14 protein-coding genes are annotated in these 17,000 nt (G+C 62.6%); 4 read left to right on the forward strand and 10 right to left on the reverse strand.

The window, feature by feature from the left end:
• On the reverse strand, nucleotides 1–633 hold a 633-nt coding region (locus tag WCB02_RS25245; RefSeq protein ID WP_423962472.1), incomplete at its 3' end, for an aspartate aminotransferase family protein.
• A 124-nt stretch (nucleotides 634–757) separates the two neighbouring features.
• Here WCB02_RS25245 and WCB02_RS25250 point away from each other — a divergent pair.
• Nucleotides 758–1,375 (forward strand): DUF2147 domain-containing protein, encoded by a 618-nt coding sequence (locus WCB02_RS25250; protein ID WP_423962492.1) that lies wholly within the window; start codon nucleotides 758–760, stop codon nucleotides 1,373–1,375.
• Here the strand turns inward: WCB02_RS25250 and WCB02_RS25255 are convergent.
• Entirely contained in the window at nucleotides 1,343–3,931 is a 2,589-nt protein-coding gene (locus tag WCB02_RS25255; protein WP_423962474.1) for an MMPL family transporter, read from the reverse strand. The two genes, WCB02_RS25250 and WCB02_RS25255, sit on opposite strands and share 33 nt — an antisense overlap.
• 495 nt (nucleotides 3,932–4,426) lie before the next feature.
• On the opposite strand from WCB02_RS25255, the gene ispH reads away from it, so the two are divergent.
• Nucleotides 4,427–5,353 carry a 4-hydroxy-3-methylbut-2-enyl diphosphate reductase gene (gene ispH, locus WCB02_RS25260; RefSeq protein WP_423962493.1) on the forward strand — a complete coding sequence of 309 codons (927 nt, stop codon included), beginning with the start codon at nucleotides 4,427–4,429 and terminating at the stop codon, nucleotides 5,351–5,353.
• Between the two features lie 39 nt (nucleotides 5,354–5,392).
• Nucleotides 5,393–6,535, forward strand: coding sequence for an adenosyl-hopene transferase HpnH (gene hpnH / locus WCB02_RS25265; protein ID WP_423962476.1), 1,143 nt, complete (start codon nucleotides 5,393–5,395; stop codon nucleotides 6,533–6,535).
• Nucleotides 6,536–6,603: 68 nt separating this feature from the next.
• On the opposite strand, the gene WCB02_RS25270 is transcribed toward hpnH, so the two are convergent.
• The 6 genes from WCB02_RS25270 to WCB02_RS25295 all read right to left on the reverse strand — a co-directional run bounded on the left by WCB02_RS25270 (nucleotide 6,604) and on the right by WCB02_RS25295 (nucleotide 12,804).
• The gene (locus tag WCB02_RS25270; protein WP_423962494.1) at nucleotides 6,604–7,329 is read right to left on the reverse strand and encodes a phosphorylase; all 726 of its coding nucleotides are present in this window, start codon (nucleotides 7,327–7,329) and stop codon (nucleotides 6,604–6,606) included.
• Nucleotides 7,326–9,287 carry a squalene--hopene cyclase gene (gene shc, locus WCB02_RS25275; protein WP_423962478.1) on the reverse strand — a complete coding sequence of 654 codons (1,962 nt, stop codon included), beginning with the start codon at nucleotides 9,285–9,287 and terminating at the stop codon, nucleotides 7,326–7,328. The genes WCB02_RS25270 and shc overlap by 4 nt, the downstream gene beginning before the upstream one ends.
• 62 nt (nucleotides 9,288–9,349) lie before the next feature.
• Nucleotides 9,350–10,660 (reverse strand): hydroxysqualene dehydroxylase HpnE, encoded by a 1,311-nt coding sequence (hpnE, locus tag WCB02_RS25280; RefSeq protein WP_423962481.1) that lies wholly within the window; start codon nucleotides 10,658–10,660, stop codon nucleotides 9,350–9,352.
• Nucleotides 10,660–11,499: a presqualene diphosphate synthase HpnD gene (gene hpnD / locus WCB02_RS25285; RefSeq protein WP_423962483.1), complete on the reverse strand. Its 840-nt coding sequence runs from the start codon at nucleotides 11,497–11,499 to the stop codon at nucleotides 10,660–10,662. The genes hpnE and hpnD overlap by 1 nt, the downstream gene beginning before the upstream one ends.
• A complete protein-coding gene (hpnC, locus tag WCB02_RS25290) occupies nucleotides 11,496–12,374 on the reverse strand; it encodes a squalene synthase HpnC (RefSeq protein WP_423962485.1) in 879 nt (292 codons plus the stop codon). The genes hpnD and hpnC overlap by 4 nt, the downstream gene beginning before the upstream one ends.
• Nucleotides 12,375–12,573: 199 nt before the next feature.
• Nucleotides 12,574–12,804, reverse strand: coding sequence for a hypothetical protein (locus WCB02_RS25295; protein WP_423962486.1), 231 nt, complete (start codon nucleotides 12,802–12,804; stop codon nucleotides 12,574–12,576).
• A gap of 478 nt (nucleotides 12,805–13,282) precedes the next feature.
• On the opposite strand from WCB02_RS25295, the gene WCB02_RS25300 reads away from it, so the two are divergent.
• Entirely contained in the window at nucleotides 13,283–13,786 is a 504-nt protein-coding gene (locus tag WCB02_RS25300; RefSeq protein WP_423962488.1) for a hypothetical protein, read from the forward strand.
• Between the two features lie 66 nt (nucleotides 13,787–13,852).
• On the opposite strand, the gene WCB02_RS25305 is transcribed toward WCB02_RS25300, so the two are convergent.
• Together WCB02_RS25305 and WCB02_RS25310 are read right to left on the reverse strand one after the other, a co-directional pair.
• The gene (locus WCB02_RS25305) at nucleotides 13,853–16,249 is read right to left on the reverse strand and encodes an efflux RND transporter permease subunit (protein WP_423962490.1); all 2,397 of its coding nucleotides are present in this window, start codon (nucleotides 16,247–16,249) and stop codon (nucleotides 13,853–13,855) included.
• A 263-nt stretch (nucleotides 16,250–16,512) separates the two neighbouring features.
• Nucleotides 16,513–17,000: ethanolamine ammonia-lyase light chain EutC (locus WCB02_RS25310; protein WP_423962491.1), on the reverse strand; the 488-nt coding region annotated here is incomplete at its 5' end.

A 17,000-nucleotide genomic window follows, 5' to 3' on the forward strand; every position in this document is an offset into this window, starting at 1 on the left:
TTTGCCCTGGATGGGCTCGACGATAAAGGCCGCGACCTCGCGCGACGACAACGCATGCTCGAGCGCTGCGAGATCGTTGAAGGGAATCGCGGTGCATCCCGGCAGCAACGGCTCGAACCCGCTGCGAAAATTCGCGTCGTCGGTCAGCGACAACGCGCCGTAAGACAGGCCGTGGAACGAATGCGCGCAGTAGACGATGCCCGGCCGCCCGGTCGCGCCACGCGCGAACTTGATCGCCGCTTCGACCGTCTCCGCGCCGGAATTGGAAAAGAAAACCTTATCCAGATACGGCACATATTCCAAGAGGCGCTCGGCGAGGACGCCGGCGAGCGTGGAGACGTCGAGCTGCACGAGATTGGGCAGATCGCTGTCGAGCACGCTCTTGAGCGCGGTGCGCAGCGCGGGGTGGTTGCGGCCGATGGCAAAAACGCCAAATCCACTCAACAGATCGAGATAGCGGACGCCGTCGCGATCGTAGAGGTACTGGCCCTTGCCTTTCTGGAAACCGACGTCATAGCCGATCGTCTTGAGCACTCGGACCAGTTGCTCATTCAAGTGGCGCGAGTGCATGGAACTGCGCTGCGCCTGGCGCTCCACAAACATCTCGGAAACGTCTAGATTCGAGTTTAGCATCAGCTACATACTTCGGTTGATGGCCTTGTCGTCAACTGAAAACAATTGATGCGGCGTTTTGCCCTCATTGTGACGATCAACGCAAGCACAGGTTTAAGCCATGTTGCACCGCCCACGACCTCTTCTGCGAGCCGCCATGCTATATTCCGGATTGTTTCTGGCAATCGGCTTTTCGCCGGGATTGTCATCTGTTTTGGCAGCGGATCCGACCGGCGATTGGCGTGTCGCAGATGGTGTCGCCAATATCCGCGTCGCCCAATGCAATGGCGACATGTGGGGCGTGGTGGCATGGGAGAAAGAGCCCGGTGGCCGCGACGTCAACAATCCAGACGTTGCGATGCAGAGCCGGCCAACCCTGGGTATGCCCATCCTGCTTGACATGAAGAAAAAACCCGGCACCGATTCCTGGGAGGGCGAAGTCTACAACGCCAAGGACGGCAAGACCTATAGTTCAACGATCACGCCAAAGGGGCCAGACCAGCTGGAAATTCAAGGCTGCGTGTTGGGCTTCCTGTGCGGCGGCGAGACCTGGACGCGGGTCGGGCCGCCGATTCCCTCGAGTCCGGCCAACAGCATGGCCAAAGGCTCCCCCAAAGCCGCAGCGAAGACCGTCGGCGCGGCGCCCAAGACGAGGACGGTCGCTGCCGCCGCCCGGCCGCCCGGTCAAAAGAATGCCGGCCAGCCTGCCGACTCGGTCGGGGACATCTGCCTACTCCCCGACATCGCGGGGTTTGCCCATTAAGGCCGGCTGGAACAGCAGCACGGCGGCCAAAGTGGTGACCAGCGAAAGCGCCAGCAATTTACCCATGCTGGACGTTCCGGGATGACTGGATAGCCACAGGCTACCGAAAGCCGTTGCCGTCGTCATGGCGCTGAAAAAGATCGCCCGCGTCAGGCTCGTCTGCAGCAGGTTGGTGCGGCCCGACCGCCAGGCCGTGACGTAGTAGATCTTGAAGGCCACGCCGATGCCCAGCAGGAGCGGCAACGCGACGATATTGGCGAAGTTGAGCGGCAGCTTGATCAGCACGCAGATTTCCAGCGTCACGGCGCCCGCAACCAGAAGGGGAACCAGCGTCATCAGCACGTCGGTAATCCGGCGCAGCGTAACCCACAGCAGCAGGCCGATGACGACCAGTGCGTAGATACCGGCATGGATGAACGCTTCCACCACCGTGTCGCCTGATTTCAGGATCGACACCGGGCCGCCGATGGCGGTGGGCTCGGCGGCCAGCACCGCGCTGGCGAAGTTGCGCAGGTTGTCATTGTCGTTGGGGTCGCCGCGCGGCAACGCCTCGACCCGCATCAGGCCGTCCTTGGCCTTCCACGAACTGACCAGGTCCGCTGGCAGCGTGTTCAGGCTGACCGGCTGGGCCTGCAGCGAAAGCGTGAGCTGATCGAGCACGACCTTCAGCGGCGTCACGAAGACGTCCTGCGCCTTGTTGCGCAGCGCCTCATTGGCGCTTGCGAGTTTTTCAAGCGCATCGGCAAGCCGCCGCGAGGCCACTGCGCCAGGCCCTTGACCGTCGCCGGCGGTCCTGCGCAGGGCCGCGACCGAGCTCTTCAGGGAGTCGATGTTTTCCTGATCGGAGGGCGGGGCATCGATCGAGTCGGGATTGAGTGCAGGATTGAGCACCTTGGCGGCTTTTTCGATCAATTTCAGCTTCGGCCCCTGATCCTCGGGAACGAAACTGTCAAGCGACATCACCCGCAGCACTTCAGGCAGCTTCTCAAGCGTGGCTTCGATCGCTTTCGCTTGAGTCTCGGATTTCGTCAGAACGTCGATGGCGTTGGCACCGGTATTCGGATCCTTGCGCAGATCGAGGAAGGTCGCGATCGATTCGGCCTTCGGATTGCGCAGATTCATCGGGTTGAAGTCGAACTTCATGAAATACAGCAGCGGCAGGCCCGCGACCACGAGAAGAAGCGTACCGACCACGATCGGGATGCGATGCTTTTCGAGAAAGTGGTCGACCGGAGCGAGGAAGGCATAGCCGACCGCCTCCTTTTCACCGGCGGGATTGAGCAGCCTCAACAGCGCCGGCAGCACCGTGATGCTGGTGGTAAAGGCAATCAGCATGCCGGCCCCGGCGATCTCGCCAAGCTCGGAAATCCCCAGATAATTGGTCGGGATGAAACACAGGAATCCGGACGCGGTCGCCATCGCAGCCAGCGACAGCGGCACCGCGACGCGGCGCGCCGCCTCTTCCAGCGCCTCCGTCAGGTTGTCGTTCTTGAAACGCTCCGAGCGATAGCGGACGCTGTACTGGATGCCGAAATCAACGCCGAGGCCGACGAAGAGCACGGCGAAGGCAACCGAGAGCAGGTTCAGCGAGCCGACCATGATCAGTCCGACCGCGGTGGTCAGCGACAGGCCGATGAACAGGTTGATGAAGACAGCGAAAATGATCTTTGCCGAACGCAGGGCCAGCCAGAGGATGACCAGCACAACCAGCACGGTGCCGATGCCGTTCACGATCGCGCCATCCTGAACGGTCGCATATTCCTCATTGGCGATCGGCACCGGCCCAGTCAGCCGGACCCGCGCGTGATACTTGCCCGCGAAGTCCAAATCGGCCGCAGCTGCTCGGATCGCATCGGTGGCGTCCTTGCCCGGCTCGAGCGCATTGTAATCCAGGACCGGCTTGAGCTCGATGAAGCCGCGCCGGTCGGAGTCGGTCAGAGGCTTGTCGCTGGTCAGTTCGCGCCAGGAGAAAATCGCGTCGCCCTTGTTGACGATGTCCTCGACCGTCTGCGCGATCATGTTGAACGGCCGCGCCGTGTTGTCGAGCTTGACCTCGCCGCGCTTGACGCCGGCAAGTCCGGTCTCCAGCGCCCCGGTGAGCCCGCGGATGCTGGGATCGCCAGCCATGATTTCGATCAGCGGCGCGGCCGATTCGAACTGGCCGGTCAGTTCGCTGAGCTCACTGGTCGGGAGGAACAACAGCCCGTTCTTTTCAAAGAACTCGCCCGAGCCAAGCGGCTGAAGCGATTGGAAGTGCGTGCGGTCGCCCTTGAGCTTTTGCACGAGCGCGGAGGTGGCGGAGGTCATCAGCTCAGGAGTCGGAGCTTCCACCACAGCAAGGATCATGCTGTCGCGGTCGAAGGCGGTGTCGAATTGCTGGTCGCGCTGACGCCAATCCAGATTGGGGGAAATCAGCCTGTTGATGTCGGTGTTGATGACGAAATGCCGTGCCGTGTAAAAGCCAGCCCCGATCGCGAGCGCGACGGCAACGAGCAGCGTGAGCGTGGCAAATCGGGTACAGGTTCTGACGATCGAGACGACGACACTTGTCAGCACATTATTTCTTTCTAATCTGCGAGCTTGCCGGAAACTCCCGCTCTCTAGTGGAGTTCCGCGAGCCGGGCTAACCTTGTTCTCAGGGGCTTTTGAGGGGGCACCGACAAATCGTGCGAAACGGGCGGAACCGCCGAGACGGGTGTATAGCCGGTAATGTTCGGCGGTAAAGTGACGAACGGGTGAGGGTTTAAAGACTTTATCTTCAAAGGGTTATCGGATAGTTTCTGGATACCTTCCGAGCAATCCTCGCCCTTCTGGTCACGCCTGATGTGACTTTCCCAACCGGGAAATTTTTGACACAAGCCTTGTGCTTCCAGCACTTAAGGATGGTGGCTGGACTCATGAGATGAACGTGGCTCCCTGGTCGGATCGAGTATCCGGTCTCTGGGCCGGTGCAGACCCCGAGACGGGCCAGAGAAAACGCGGCCAGAGATTAAAGATAAAGACGAGGTCCAGTGAAAATGCGTGTGAGGCAACTTGCGTAACGGACGTCCCATTGAAGTGTTTTTGGCGCAGCCCCGGGGATTTTGCGCGGGCGTGGTGCGTGCAATCGAAATCGTCGAGCGCGCGCTCGAAAAGTACGGCCCTCCGGTCTATGTCCGCCATGAGATCGTGCATAACAAGTACGTGGTCGAGAGCCTGAAGAACAAGGGTGCGATCTTTGTCGAGGATCTGTCCGAGGTGCCCCCTTTGGCGGTGACCGTGTTCAGCGCCCACGGCGTGGCGCGGACCGTGGAGGAGGAGGCCGCAGCGCGCGGGCTGCCGGTCCTCAACGCCACCTGCCCGCTGGTGACCAAGGTCCATAACCAGGGAAAGCGCTATATGTCGAAAGGCCGGACCTTGATCCTGATCGGTCACGCCGGCCATCCCGAGGTCGAAGGTACCATGGGGCAGGTACCCGGCCCTGTGCTGCTGGTCCAGAATGTCGAGGACGTGGCCGCCCTGACGCTGCCCGCGGCCACCCCGGTGGCCTATATCACCCAGACCACGCTCAGCGTGGACGACACCAAGGACATCATTGCCGCCCTTCAGCAGCGATTTACCGACATTCAAGGCCCGGACATACGGGATATCTGCTATGCGACACAGAACCGCCAATCTGCGGTAAGGGACCTCAGCAAGTTTGTGGACGTGATCCTGGTGGTGGGCGCCGCCAACAGTTCCAACTCCAACAGGCTGCGCGAAATCGGCACCGAGGCCGGCGTCGCGAGTTATCTGGTTGCCGACGGCGGCGAACTGAACCCGGAGTGGCTGAAACACGCCAAGGCAGTCGGCATTACCGCCGGCGCATCGGCGCCCGAGGTTCTGGTCGACGACGTCATCGAAGCGCTGCGGCGCATCGGCCCCGTCACCGTGTCGGTGCTTCCAGGTCGGGAAGAAAATATTGAATTTCGGCTGCCCACGGAACTCGCAACGGTCTGATCCAACATCTCTCGCTAAAATCCGGAAAGAAAACCTGTAATGGCCATACCCTTCTTCAAGGAACTGCGTATCGGCGGCTACATGATGAAGCAGAAGCTGCTCGGCCGCAAACGCTATCCGCTCGTTCTGATGCTGGAGCCCTTGTTCCGCTGCAATCTCGCCTGCGTCGGCTGCGGCAAGATCGACTATCCGGACGCGATCCTCAACCGGCGCATGACAGCGCAGGAATGCTGGGATGCTGCCGACGAGTGCGGCGCGCCGATGGTGGCGATCCCCGGCGGCGAGCCGTTGATCCACAAGGAGATCGGCGAGATCGTCCGCGGCTTGGTGGCGCGCAAGAAATTCGTGTCGCTATGCACCAACGCGCTGCTGCTGGAAAAGAAGCTCGATCTGTTCGAGCCTTCGCCCTATTTGTTCTTCTCGGTGCATCTCGACGGACTGAAGGAGCATCACGACAAAGCGGTGTCGCAGAAGGGCGTGTTCGACCGCGCCGTATCGGCGATCAAGGCCGCCAAGGCCCGTGGTTTCACCGTCAATGTCAACGCCACCATCTTCGACGGCCATCCGGCCGAGGAGATTGCAAAGTTCCTCGACTTCACGACCGAGCTCGGCGTCGGGGTGTCGATGTCGCCGGGCTACGCCTATGAGCGCGCGCCCGACCAGGAACACTTCCTGAACCGCACCAAGACCAAGAAGCTGTTCCGCGACGTGTTCGCGCTGGGCAAGGGCAAGACGTGGAATTTCATGCATTCCGGCCTGTTCCTGGACTTCCTTGCCGGCAACCAAAGCTATGAATGCACGCCCTGGGGCATGCCGGCGCGCAACATTTTCGGCTGGCAGAAGCCCTGCTACCTGCTCGGCGAAGGCTACGTGAAGACGTTCAAGGAATTGATGGAGACCACCGACTGGGAGACCTACGGGACCGGCAAGTACGAGAAGTGCGCCGACTGCATGGCGCATTGCGGCTACGAGCCGACCGCGGCGACCGCGGCCTTGCAGAACCCGCTGAAGGCGATGTGGGTGGCGCTGCGCGGCATCCGCACCACCGGTCCGATGGCGCCCGAGATCGATCTGTCCAAGCAGCGCCCGGCGCAGTACATTTTCTCAGAGCAGGTGCAGAAGAAGCTCTCGGAGATTCGCCGTGACGAGGCAGCCGTGCAAAAGGCCTCGACAGCCGCGTAGCGCGTGATTGGCGACCGGCGTGTGCAATTGCACACGCCTTCTTGTCGGCGCGAGCCCGGAAGGAACTCTCAGAGATCCGCCGGGACGAGGCCGCCGAGCAGAAAGCCTCGACAGCCGCTTAGACTGCGTAGCGCGCGATTGAAATCGATTCCGGTCGAGACCAACGCGCGCAGCGTGCGTGGATTGCGCACGAGACCGCGAAGAACCTTCGCAAGGTCGATATCGCCATTCGGCTTGATCGCGCTCCGAGCGATCGCCGGCAGCCCACGGCTGGCGGGGTCGCTGATCACTCGCAGTGCCGCGAACGGGAGACCGGCCTTATCGGCATAGTCGGCTGCAATATGGCTTTCCATGTCGACCGCGGCGGCTCCCGTGGCCAGCCACAACGCGGCCTTCCTGGCCTGCGCCGCAACCACCTCCTCGACGCCGGCCAGGCCGCCGCGCACGACACGCCTGCGCCCAAGCGCGACGCTCGCAATCAGCTCCTCGTTAAGGGTCAACCCGGTCAGCCAGCGCGCGTCGCCGGCCATGACTTCGGTCGCGACCACAATGTCGCCCGATCGCAAGCTGGGATCCAGCCCTCCGGCTACCCCGAAGCTGATGACGCCCCGGATCGTCGCCGGATCGAGCACCGTCAGCAGCGCGCGCAATTGCTGCGGATCGCTACTGCTACAGATGACCGCCATTCCGGGGCCGGCCGCGATGCGAGCCTCCTGAGCCAAACCAGTCACAATCAAGATCGGCCGCGGATCAATCCTGTCCGCGGACACCTCACCCCCCGCCCCCAAATTCACATTCCGACCCCTACCACCCTGCTGTTCGTATTCCTGAGATTCCGGTACCGCGCCAACGCCCATAAAGGAAAGAACTTCGAATAGCCATGGTAGCGCAGGTAAAACACCCTGGGAAAGCCTGTAGCCGTATAGCGCTGCTCGTCCCACAGGCCTTTTTCGGCTTGTGTTGCAATTAAGTACTCCACCCCGCGCGCCACCGCCGGATGCTCGGCTTCGCCCGCCGCCATCAGACCAAGCAAGGCCCATGCCGTTTGCGAGGCGGTACTGGGCGCACGCGGCTGCCCACGATAGTCAAGCCGGTACGTAACGGCGTCCTCGCCCCATCCGCCGTCCTCGTTCTGGATCGACAACAGCCAGTCCGTAGCTTTACGGATCATCGGATCCTGATGGCTGACGCCCGCGGCGTTCAGCGCGCACAACACTGACCAGGTGCCGTAAATGTAGTTCATGCCCCAGCGGCCGTACCAGGAGCCCTCGGCAAGCTGGGTGCGCCGCAGGTATTCGACTCCGGCTGCGACCTGCGGGTTGCCCTGGGCGGTCTCGCCGAGCTGCGCCAGCATCGAAATGCAGCGGCCGGTGACGTCTTCGGTCGGCGGATCGAGCAAGGCGCCGTGGTCGGAGAACGGGATATTGTTGAGATAGAATTCGAGATTGTCGACGTCGAAGGCCGCCCAACCGCCGTTGCGGCTTTGCATGCCTTCGATCCATTCACGACCCCGGGCAATCGCGGCGTCGTAATCGCTGCTGCCGGTTTCACGTCGCATCCGGTCCATCGACATCACCACGACTGCGGTGTCGTCGAGATCGGGATAATGCGGGTTGTTGTACTGGAACGCCCAGCCGCCTGGCCGAAGTTCCGGCCGCTTCACGGCCCAGTCGCCCTTGACGTCTAGCACCTGTTTGGGGATCAGCCAATCGCTGCCCTGTTTGGCCGACGACATCGCTTCGGCCCCGCCCGCTTCGATCATCGCATGGCATGCCAGCGTCGTATCCCACACGGGGGAAACACAGGGCTGGCAATAGGCCTCCTCCTCCCCGATCACCAGGAGCTTGTCGAGCCCGCGTCGCGTAGCGGCGCGCGGTGGATAGTCGGCCGGCTTGCCGAGCGCGTCGTACATCATGACGATGTTGGCCATCGGCGGATAGATCGCGCCCATGCCGTCTTCGCCGTTCAGCCGTTCCTCGATGAAGGCAATGGCGGCATCGATCGCTTTGGTGCGCAGCGTCTTGGGACAGAATGGCTCGATCACGCGCAGCACGCTATCGAGTCCGCGGAACAGCAGGAACCAGGACCAGCTTTGGTGCGGTGCCTTGGCGGTCATGCCGATCGAGTGGGGATCCTGCAGGAACAGCTCGTCGACACCGACGCCGAGCGGATTCTTCGCGCGCGGTTTCAACGCTGCCAGAACCATCAGCGGCACGATCGTGGTCCGCGCCCAGTAGGACATCTTGTTGAGATGCAGCGGCGCCCACATCGGCAGCAGCATGATCTCGACCGGAAGCACCGGCACGCTGCGCCAGCTCATGACGCCGAACATCGCGAGCATGAAGCGCGTGAAGACGTTGCTGTGAATGGCGCCGCCGCGCGAACGGATCGCCTCGCGGGCGCGTGCCATATGCGGGGCATCGACGGCATCGCCGATCATCTTCAGCGCGAAATATGATTTCACGCTGGCGCTCATTTCGAAATCGCCGTCCTGCACCAGCGGCCAGCCGCCATGGGTCCCCTGGGTCCGGCGCAAATAGCGCCCGATCTTCTTTTCCAGCTCAGCATCGACGGGCTCGCCGAGGTAGTGACGCAGCAGCACGTATTCCGCAGGAATGGTACAATCGGCCTCCAGCTCGAACACCCAGTGTCCATCGGGCTGCTGGCAACTGCGCAACGCCCCCGCCGCGGAGGCGATGCTCGCCTCCAGTGCTCCTGTGTCTATCTTTGCGATCTTGGTACCGGAATGCATCTCTCGAGGTCCCAGCGTTGTTGGGCCCGGCAGGCCGAAACCGTCCAGGCTTGCGGTGTGACTTACGATTTGGCTTTCGAATGAGCTTTAGAATCAGCTTTAGGACGCATGGCGAGGACCAGATCGGCGACGCGGTCGCCGGACCTCACCGATCCCTCGATGGTCGCCGGCAACCCGGTATCAGTCCAGTCGCCGGCGATAAACAGGTTTTTCCAGGCCGTCACCGCGCCCGGACGCAGCGCGTTCTGCTCCGGCGTAGCCTCGAAGGTGGCACGGCGCTCGCGCACGATCTGCCACGGCGGCAGCTCCGGCGGCTCGTCGCCAAGGACAACACCAAGGCCAGCGGCCTTGCAGACATCGCGCCAGATCGCGGCCGCGAGCTCCTCCCGCGGCATCTCGACCAGCCGGTCGCCGTTGCTGATGGTGACCGACAGTCGCTGCGGGAAGGCAAACAGCCACTCCACCAGTCCCCCGACCACCCCCGTGATCGCCGGCAGGTCCCTGGGTGGATCGAAGCGGAAATGCGCGTTGACGATGGCCCGGAATTTCGTCGGCGTCTTCAGGCCGGGCAACAGCGCGGCGGCCGGACGCGGTGGCACGGCCAGGATCACGACATCATCGGGTCCGACCGCGATGGCGTCGTCGCCGCCGAATCTCAGCACGGCGACCCGGTCCGCCGACATCTCGAGCTGGCGCAGCTCATGGCCGAACCGGATACCTGCGCCTCTCTCTTGCAGCAGCTTGACCGCGGGCTCGATCAAGACCGCACTCAGTCCGTCGCGGGCAATCAGGGGCCGGCAGGCCTGGCCACCTGCCAACAATGTTTCCCGCACCACCGCACCGGCGAGACCGGCCGAGCCCTCGGGCGGATCGACATTGAGCGCGGCCAGTAGCAGCGGCTGCACCAGCCGCTGATAGAGCGTGCCATCGCAAGGGATGGCATCCCCCACCAGCTTGCTCTGCCCTGCCCAGATCAGCGGCATCAAGGCGAGATAATCGAGCAGGCCTGTATCGGGCACCCGCCGGCTTTCGTCGAACACCCACAGCGGCAGCCGGCTGTCACCGAGATCGAGCAGCCAGCGCTGCCCGGTCGCAAGGTCGACGAAGGGAAATTGCGCGCGCTTCGGCCCGACCAGCCCGGCCTCGGAGCCGATCGAGCGGGCATAGGCCACCGCATGACGATTGCCCGAGAGCAGCAGGTGGTTGCCGTTGTCGATGGTGAGATTGGTCTGCGCGTCAAAATAGGAACGGCAACGCCCGCCCGCCTGCTGGGTAGCCTCGTGGAGGAGCACCCGGTGGTTCGCGTTGATCAGCCGCACGGCGGCCGACAGGCCCGAAATTCCGGCGCCGATGATATGGATGGTGTCTGGCATCAGATGAAAGCGTGACGGAGAACGATGGCAAACTTGGCCAATTTGTTGAGGCGGACCGGCGCCCGGGGCGCTGCAAACCCCCTGGCGACCAGCAGTTCCAGAATCGCTCGATAATATCTCGACATGATCCGCGGCGCGCGCACCACCCGGCGCGGGTGACGGGCCATCACGGCGTCGGCGTTTTCGAAATGGTCCCGGGCGCGTGCAACCAGAGGCGCGCAAACCTTCGGCACATTTGGGTCGGCTGTGACCTTAATCGGATCGCTGCCGGCAATCCCGGCCGCCTCCAGTCCCTCGCGCGGCAAATACAGCCGGCCAAGGCCCGCATCTTCATCGATGTCGCGCAGGATGTTGGTCAATTGCAGCGCCCGGCCGAGATGATGCGCGAGCAGCAAGCCGTCATCGCTGGGAAGCCCGAATACTCGCACCGACAACCGGCCGACCGCGCTCGCAACGCGGTCGCAATACAGATCGAGGGTCGCAAGGTCGGGCGCGCGGATGTCCTGCGGCACGTCCATTTCCATGCCATCGACGATAGCCAGAAAATCCGCGCGCTGCAGATCGAACTTTCGCACCGAGCCGGCATAATCGCGCAGCCGCGGCGGCGGATGGCCTTGATATAGCGCATCGATGTCGTCGCGCCATTGCTGCAGCGCCGCCAGCCGTTCCGGCCGCGGACCGTCGGAATCGGCGATGTCGTCGACCTGCCGGCAAAAACTGTAGATCTGGAACATGGCCTCGCGCTGGTCGCGCGGGAGAATGCGCATCGCCGCATAAAACGAACTGCCCGACGCGCTCGAGCCGTAATCGGTATCGGCTGCGGCGGCCTCCAGCGTCATGCGCCGGCCGCCGGTTTGGAGACGGCTCGCCGTCCCACCGCCCGCCGCGCTGTCTGGCCGACGATGCCGCCAAGGCTGAACGCGAGTAATTCGAGCGGCCCAAGATGCACGCGCTCGCTCAAGGGATCACGCACCTTCAGCAGGCGCACGATCCTGTCCGCGAAAGCCTGGATGACGGAGATTTCCAGCCCGAGGCGGAAATCCCTCACTTCGACGCTGAGCGGCCTGCTTTCGTCGAGCAGGGTTTCAGTCCGCGCCGCAAGACCATGCAGGCATGTCAGGAGCGATGACGGCGCCTTGCCGAGCCCGAGCGCCTCGACGGAGGCGCCTGCTGCCTCCAGCGCATCACGGGGCAGATAGACGCGGTTCAGATTGCGATAGTCCTTGCCGCAGTCCTGCAGATGATTGTTGATCTGCAGGCCCGCGCAGAGCGCGTCCGAGGCGGCCCAGGTCGACGTGCTCTCGCCGTGAACGTCGAGCATGAACCGGCCGACCGGCATCGCCGAATAGCGGCAATAATGAATGACTTCGTCCCAGTTCTCGTAGCGAAGCTTGCTGACATCCATGCGGAAGGCGATCAGCACGTCGAGCGCATGGCGCGGCGGCATCGCACGCTCCGCAAGCGCATGCCGAAGCCTGACGGCTTCGGCCTGGCTGTCGCCCTTGCCCAACAATTCGGCCTCGAGCAGATCGAGATAAGCGAGCTTGTCGGTTGCCGACAGCGTCGGGTGATCGGCGATATCGTCAGCTGTCCTGACAAAATTATAGAACGCGAGAATGAGCGCGCGGTGGCGTGGATGGATGATCCAGGAGGCCACCGGAAAATTCTCGTCGCGGTGAGTCTTGCCGGATCGCAGTTCGTTCGCGGTGGTCATCAGGAACTGGCTACTACATTTTTCCGGGCGTAACGGCCTGCAATGCCCTCTTGCTTCGCGCAAGGCGAAGCGCGCGCATCCCCCATATAGGGGAATGCGCCGCCAAAACCAATGCCATCGGCGATCTCTGGCTGGACCAACCGCCCCGGGTTTTGCCATTAACCATCGGCGAACGCGGCCATTTGGCGAGCCGCGGCGCTTACTGGTTGTGGTTTTTCAGCACCTGGGCGCACGCCTCGGAAAGCTTGGGACGATGTTGCTGCAAGCACGCCAAAATCGTAAAATCGCCCTGATCGATCACGTCACGACAATGCTTCTGCACGTCGCGCGTACACGCCTTCTGTTCTTCTTCCGTGCCGCTACGTTGCGCCTGCGCGAAGGCCGTGCTGGAAAGCGACAACAAGGTAAGTGCAAGCATGAATTTACGCATCGTGATCCTTCGTTCTGACAGGAGTGTAAAAGGGCCTCGCCCGGATCGCGCGCGGCAATACCGGGACAGACCGTTCAGATTGCAAACGCCGGAGAAAGGCGAGCCGCGAATGGAAACCACAAGCGCAAGCAAATGCGGCCAAAATTACGGCGCCGACCGCCAAACGCAGTGCTTTCACAGGAACGTTGCTTGGCATACATAAGCGTTTGATACTAGGGCGTTAATTGGGAACTCTGGTTTTTTGCATTTGGCTGTTGCAACTTCGCCGCGCTGACCGTTAGATGCGCGGCGAGCAGCGCTTGGCGAAGAAGTTGATCTCGCTGGTGGAACAGCCGCATCCGCCTCGGTTCACGCACACTGCCTCGGCTGAACAACGGTCGGGCTCGTCATTTGAACCCTGCCATCGTGCGGCGATACCAAGTCTTCGGTGCGGCGCGCTTGTCCTTCGGCGAGCGTCACCTTGAATAGGAAACTCGATATGGAACTGTTTGGCTTCCGCCTGTCTGGACAGGCGATCAAGATCGCCGGCATCGGTGCCACCCTGATGTTGTCAGTATCGGCGGGGCAAGCCCAGTCGGCCAGCCCGTTCGCCGGTTTCGACGGGGCATGGTCCGGCACCGGAACGGTCGCCCTGTCCGATGGTACCACCGAGCGCATCCGCTGCAAGGCCGACTACAAGGTCAATGGCACCGGCCTTGGCCTGAAACAGAGCCTGCATTGCGCCAGCGACAGCTACAAGTTCGACCTGACCAGCGACGTGACAAGCCAGGGCGATCGGATCTCCGGCAACTGGAGCGAGGCGAGCCGCAACGTTTTCGGCAATCTGCAGGGCACCGCGGGTGGTGGAAGGATCGAGGTGTTCGTCGAAGCCAACGGATTTGCCGCCAACCTCACGCTGCGCACCACGGGGAACAAGCAGACCGTCCAGATCAGCTCCAAGGGAGAGATCAGGGGCGTCAACATCACCATGGTCAGGAGCTGACGCCCAGCTCTACGGCTCGCGCCGCGCCGTTCGCGACATTATCCGCACGCCCCGGTTCTGGCCTGATCAGAACTGGGGTTTTGCTTGTTCGCCGGTGCGAGGCCGGTGAATTCGTTCCGACAGGCTGATCAGGAACATTGCCGTCGGCCGCAGGATGAAGAGATCGGCCACCAGCGCCGACACCATCGAGAACGCGCTGAGCCAGCCGAACAGGCGCAACGACGGCAGATCGGAGAATACCGTCACCACCAGGCCGCAGGCCAATACCACCGTTGTCAGTATCAGGGCTGGACCGACCAGCACGGTGGCACGCTCGACCGCCACCGCCGAACTGACGCCGGGCCCGCTCTCCAGCCGCAAGCGGTTGAGAAAGTGGATCGTGGCGCTGAGCCCGAGCCCGAACGAGACCGTGAGCGCCACGACGCTGGCGAACTGCAGCCCCTCGCCTAGCAGGTAGAGCACGGTTCCCGACAGCACCACCGGAAAGATTCCGGGCAGGACACAGGCGAGCATCACGACCCATGATCGAAAAGCCAACCCGATGAACATCGCCACCAGCGCGAACTCGATGGTCAGCCCGCGGTTCAGCTTCTCGATCATGCTGGCGGAGTTGCGTGCGGCGATCGCCGAAAGCCCGGTGACCGCAATCTCATAGCCCGGATGTTTCTGGCGGACCGCGTCGAGCTTGGCATCGAGCTTGTCGACCACCGGCAGGATCTGACTGGAATCGAGATCCGGCACGCGGCCCGACACCAGCACCGCGTCCTGTTTGGCGTCGATGAAACGCCGCACCAGATACTCCGGAATCAGCCCGACATATTCCTTGAGGGTGGCAACGTCGCTGCTGCCGGTCTTTTCGGCGAGCCAGCGGCGCAACGTCTCCAGCGACCAGACATTGCCGACGCCGGCCGCGGCCTCCACCGTGGCGTGAACATCGGCGATCGTCTGCAGCGTTTCCGGCGAATACAGCGTCTCACCTTTTGGAAATTCGATCAGCACGTCGATCGGATTGGCGCCGGTCAGCTTGGCGTCGAGCCGGTTGTCGGCAGCCACTGCCTGCTGTTTGTCCGGCACCTGGTCCGCGAGCCGGTAGCGCGGCTGCAGATTGGCATAGACGGCCCCCAGGCTAGCGACGATGATCACTGCGATCAGGCTGAACAGCCCGGGCCGGCCGACCATGCGCACCGCGATCCAGTAGCAGAAATTCCGCAGCGCCTGGACGCCCGCATCCGCGCTCTGGAATTTCACCGCGAAGACCTGTTCGTTGCGGACCAGCAGCACCCCGAACAGCGGCACCAGCGACAGCACCGCGATCAGCGCGATGATGGTTGCGGCAAGTCCCGCCTCGCCAAACTTGCGGATCAGATCCGAATCGGAAAACTGCAGCGCGATGAATGAAATTCCCGCGGTGCCATGAGTGAGCACGCAGGCCGGGCCGACCACCAGCACCGCGTTCTTGAACGCGGTGTATTTGTCCTGTCCCGCGATCAGGCGGTCGCGCGCCGCAAAGGTCAGCTGCATCGAGTCCGAGAAGCTGATCACCATGATCAGCGGCGTCATCACGTTGAGGAACATGTTGAGGTTGAAATTGGCCCAGCCGAGCCCACCGAGCGCGAGCAGGATTGCGATCAGCGGCGGGAACGCCGCCACGATCATGAAGGAGATCTTGCGGAAGAAGATGATTGCGATGATGCAGCCGGCCAGGATGCCGAGGATGTTGTAGGTCAGCCCGTCGCGCTCGACCGCATTGCGGATTTCGAGCTGCATCACCGGCACACCGGACAATTGCACGCTGAGCCCGGTGGAGCCGAGATCATCGGCCATCAGCTTCCTGATGTCGCCGATCACCGTACCAAGCTTGCTGCCGGAAACGACGTCCGGTTCGATCGACAGCACGACCAGCGCCAGCGTGCCGTCCTCGGACAACAGCTTGCCGCGGATGATCTCATTGCTTTTGACGGTCTCGATGAACTTGTCGTAGTCGGCGCCGGTCGGCAGCTCGGAGGGAAACAGCGCTGCCGGCAGCCTGCCGGGCGCCGGCGCCTGGCGCGCCGAAAACAGCGAGATCAGGCCGCGCGTGCCGTCGACGAGCTGAAGATCGGTGACGAAATCGCGCAGTTTCTCGAGATTGTCGCGCGCCAGCAGCGTCTTGCCTTCAACCACGACCAGCACGTCGAATTCGGTCGCCGGGAAGCGCTTGGTGACATCCTCGTACTGGCGGTATTCCTTGGAGTTGGAGCGGAACAGCTGGCTGAGCGAATCGTCGATCTTGATCCGTTCGATGCCGAACACCGCAGCGACGATCAGTCCGACCAGAATGATCAGGGAGATGATCGGCGCCCGAACCGCGACGAGACCGATCCGCTCCAGGCCGAAAGCGATGCTGGCCCTCGGACGCTGCTCGACCTTCTCGACATGGACCACATTGTCCCGGCCCTGATTGTCTCGGTTCTTTTCGAGCATGCCCTGTCCAGTTCTCACTTCGGCTCAATCGACGCAATGTAGGATTCAAAGGTGTAGGATTCAAAGGTATAGGATTCAAAGGGCGCGGCTGAAAACCATGATCGACGAGCCATCTTCGATCTGCGCTAGCCCTTGAAAACATACGGGAAAATTGCGGCGCTGGTTTAGCAGGTCCGCCCCGCGTCTCGCAAGCGCGGGCCGGCGCAAATCGACGCGCATGACACTGTTTCGAGGTGAGTGGTGAATTTGTCACGCCGGCGCGATCAACCCGCGATCCGATGCTGCGCTCCCCCGCCGCTTTCGTCCTTGAGCGCGACGCCGGTTACCTTCCGGGCCAGGCCTTCACGAACCAGCCACGCTATTTTGAACGCGGCCTCGTCATAGCCGAGCCCCTGACGATGGATGTTGGAGACGCAATTTCGCTCGGCGTCGGTGCGCCCGGGCTTCGGCGCAAAGGTCAGATAGGCCCCCAGGCTGTCGGGCGCGGACAACCCTGGACGTTCACCGATCAGCACCACAACCATTTGCGCGCCAAGCATGGCGCCGATTTCATCGCCGAGCGCGACTCGCGCGCCGGATGCAACCACGACGCGACCAACTTCAATTTGTTCGGCGGCCAGCCGCGGCAGGAGTTTGCGGATCAGCTCGATCGCATGGTTCTGCACCGCCGTCGGCGATAATCCATCGCCGACGACGATCGCCAGTTGGCAAGGCTGCCGCGAATCGAGGCCATCCAGCAGGTGAGCGGATG

It is taken from the genome of Bradyrhizobium sp., assembly GCF_049581145.1.
Classification (GTDB): domain Bacteria; phylum Pseudomonadota; class Alphaproteobacteria; order Rhizobiales; family Xanthobacteraceae; genus Bradyrhizobium.

Coding starts and splice junctions, on each gene's coding strand:
- hpnH (WP_423962476.1), top strand. CDS start 5,393: ATGGCCATACCCTTCTTCAAGGAACTGCGTATCGGCGGCTACATGATG.
- shc (WP_423962478.1), bottom strand. CDS start 9,287: ATGCATTCCGGTACCAAGATCGCAAAGATAGACACAGGAGCACTGGAG.
- hpnE (WP_423962481.1), bottom strand. CDS start 10,660: ATGCCAGACACCATCCATATCATCGGCGCCGGAATTTCGGGCCTGTCG.
- hpnD (WP_423962483.1), bottom strand. CDS start 11,499: ATGACGCTGGAGGCCGCCGCAGCCGATACCGATTACGGCTCGAGCGCG.
- hpnC (WP_423962485.1), bottom strand. CDS start 12,374: ATGACCACCGCGAACGAACTGCGATCCGGCAAGACTCACCGCGACGAG.
- WCB02_RS25295 (WP_423962486.1), bottom strand. CDS start 12,804: ATGCGTAAATTCATGCTTGCACTTACCTTGTTGTCGCTTTCCAGCACG.
- WCB02_RS25300 (WP_423962488.1), top strand. CDS start 13,283: ATGGAACTGTTTGGCTTCCGCCTGTCTGGACAGGCGATCAAGATCGCC.
- WCB02_RS25305 (WP_423962490.1), bottom strand. CDS start 16,249: ATGCTCGAAAAGAACCGAGACAATCAGGGCCGGGACAATGTGGTCCAT.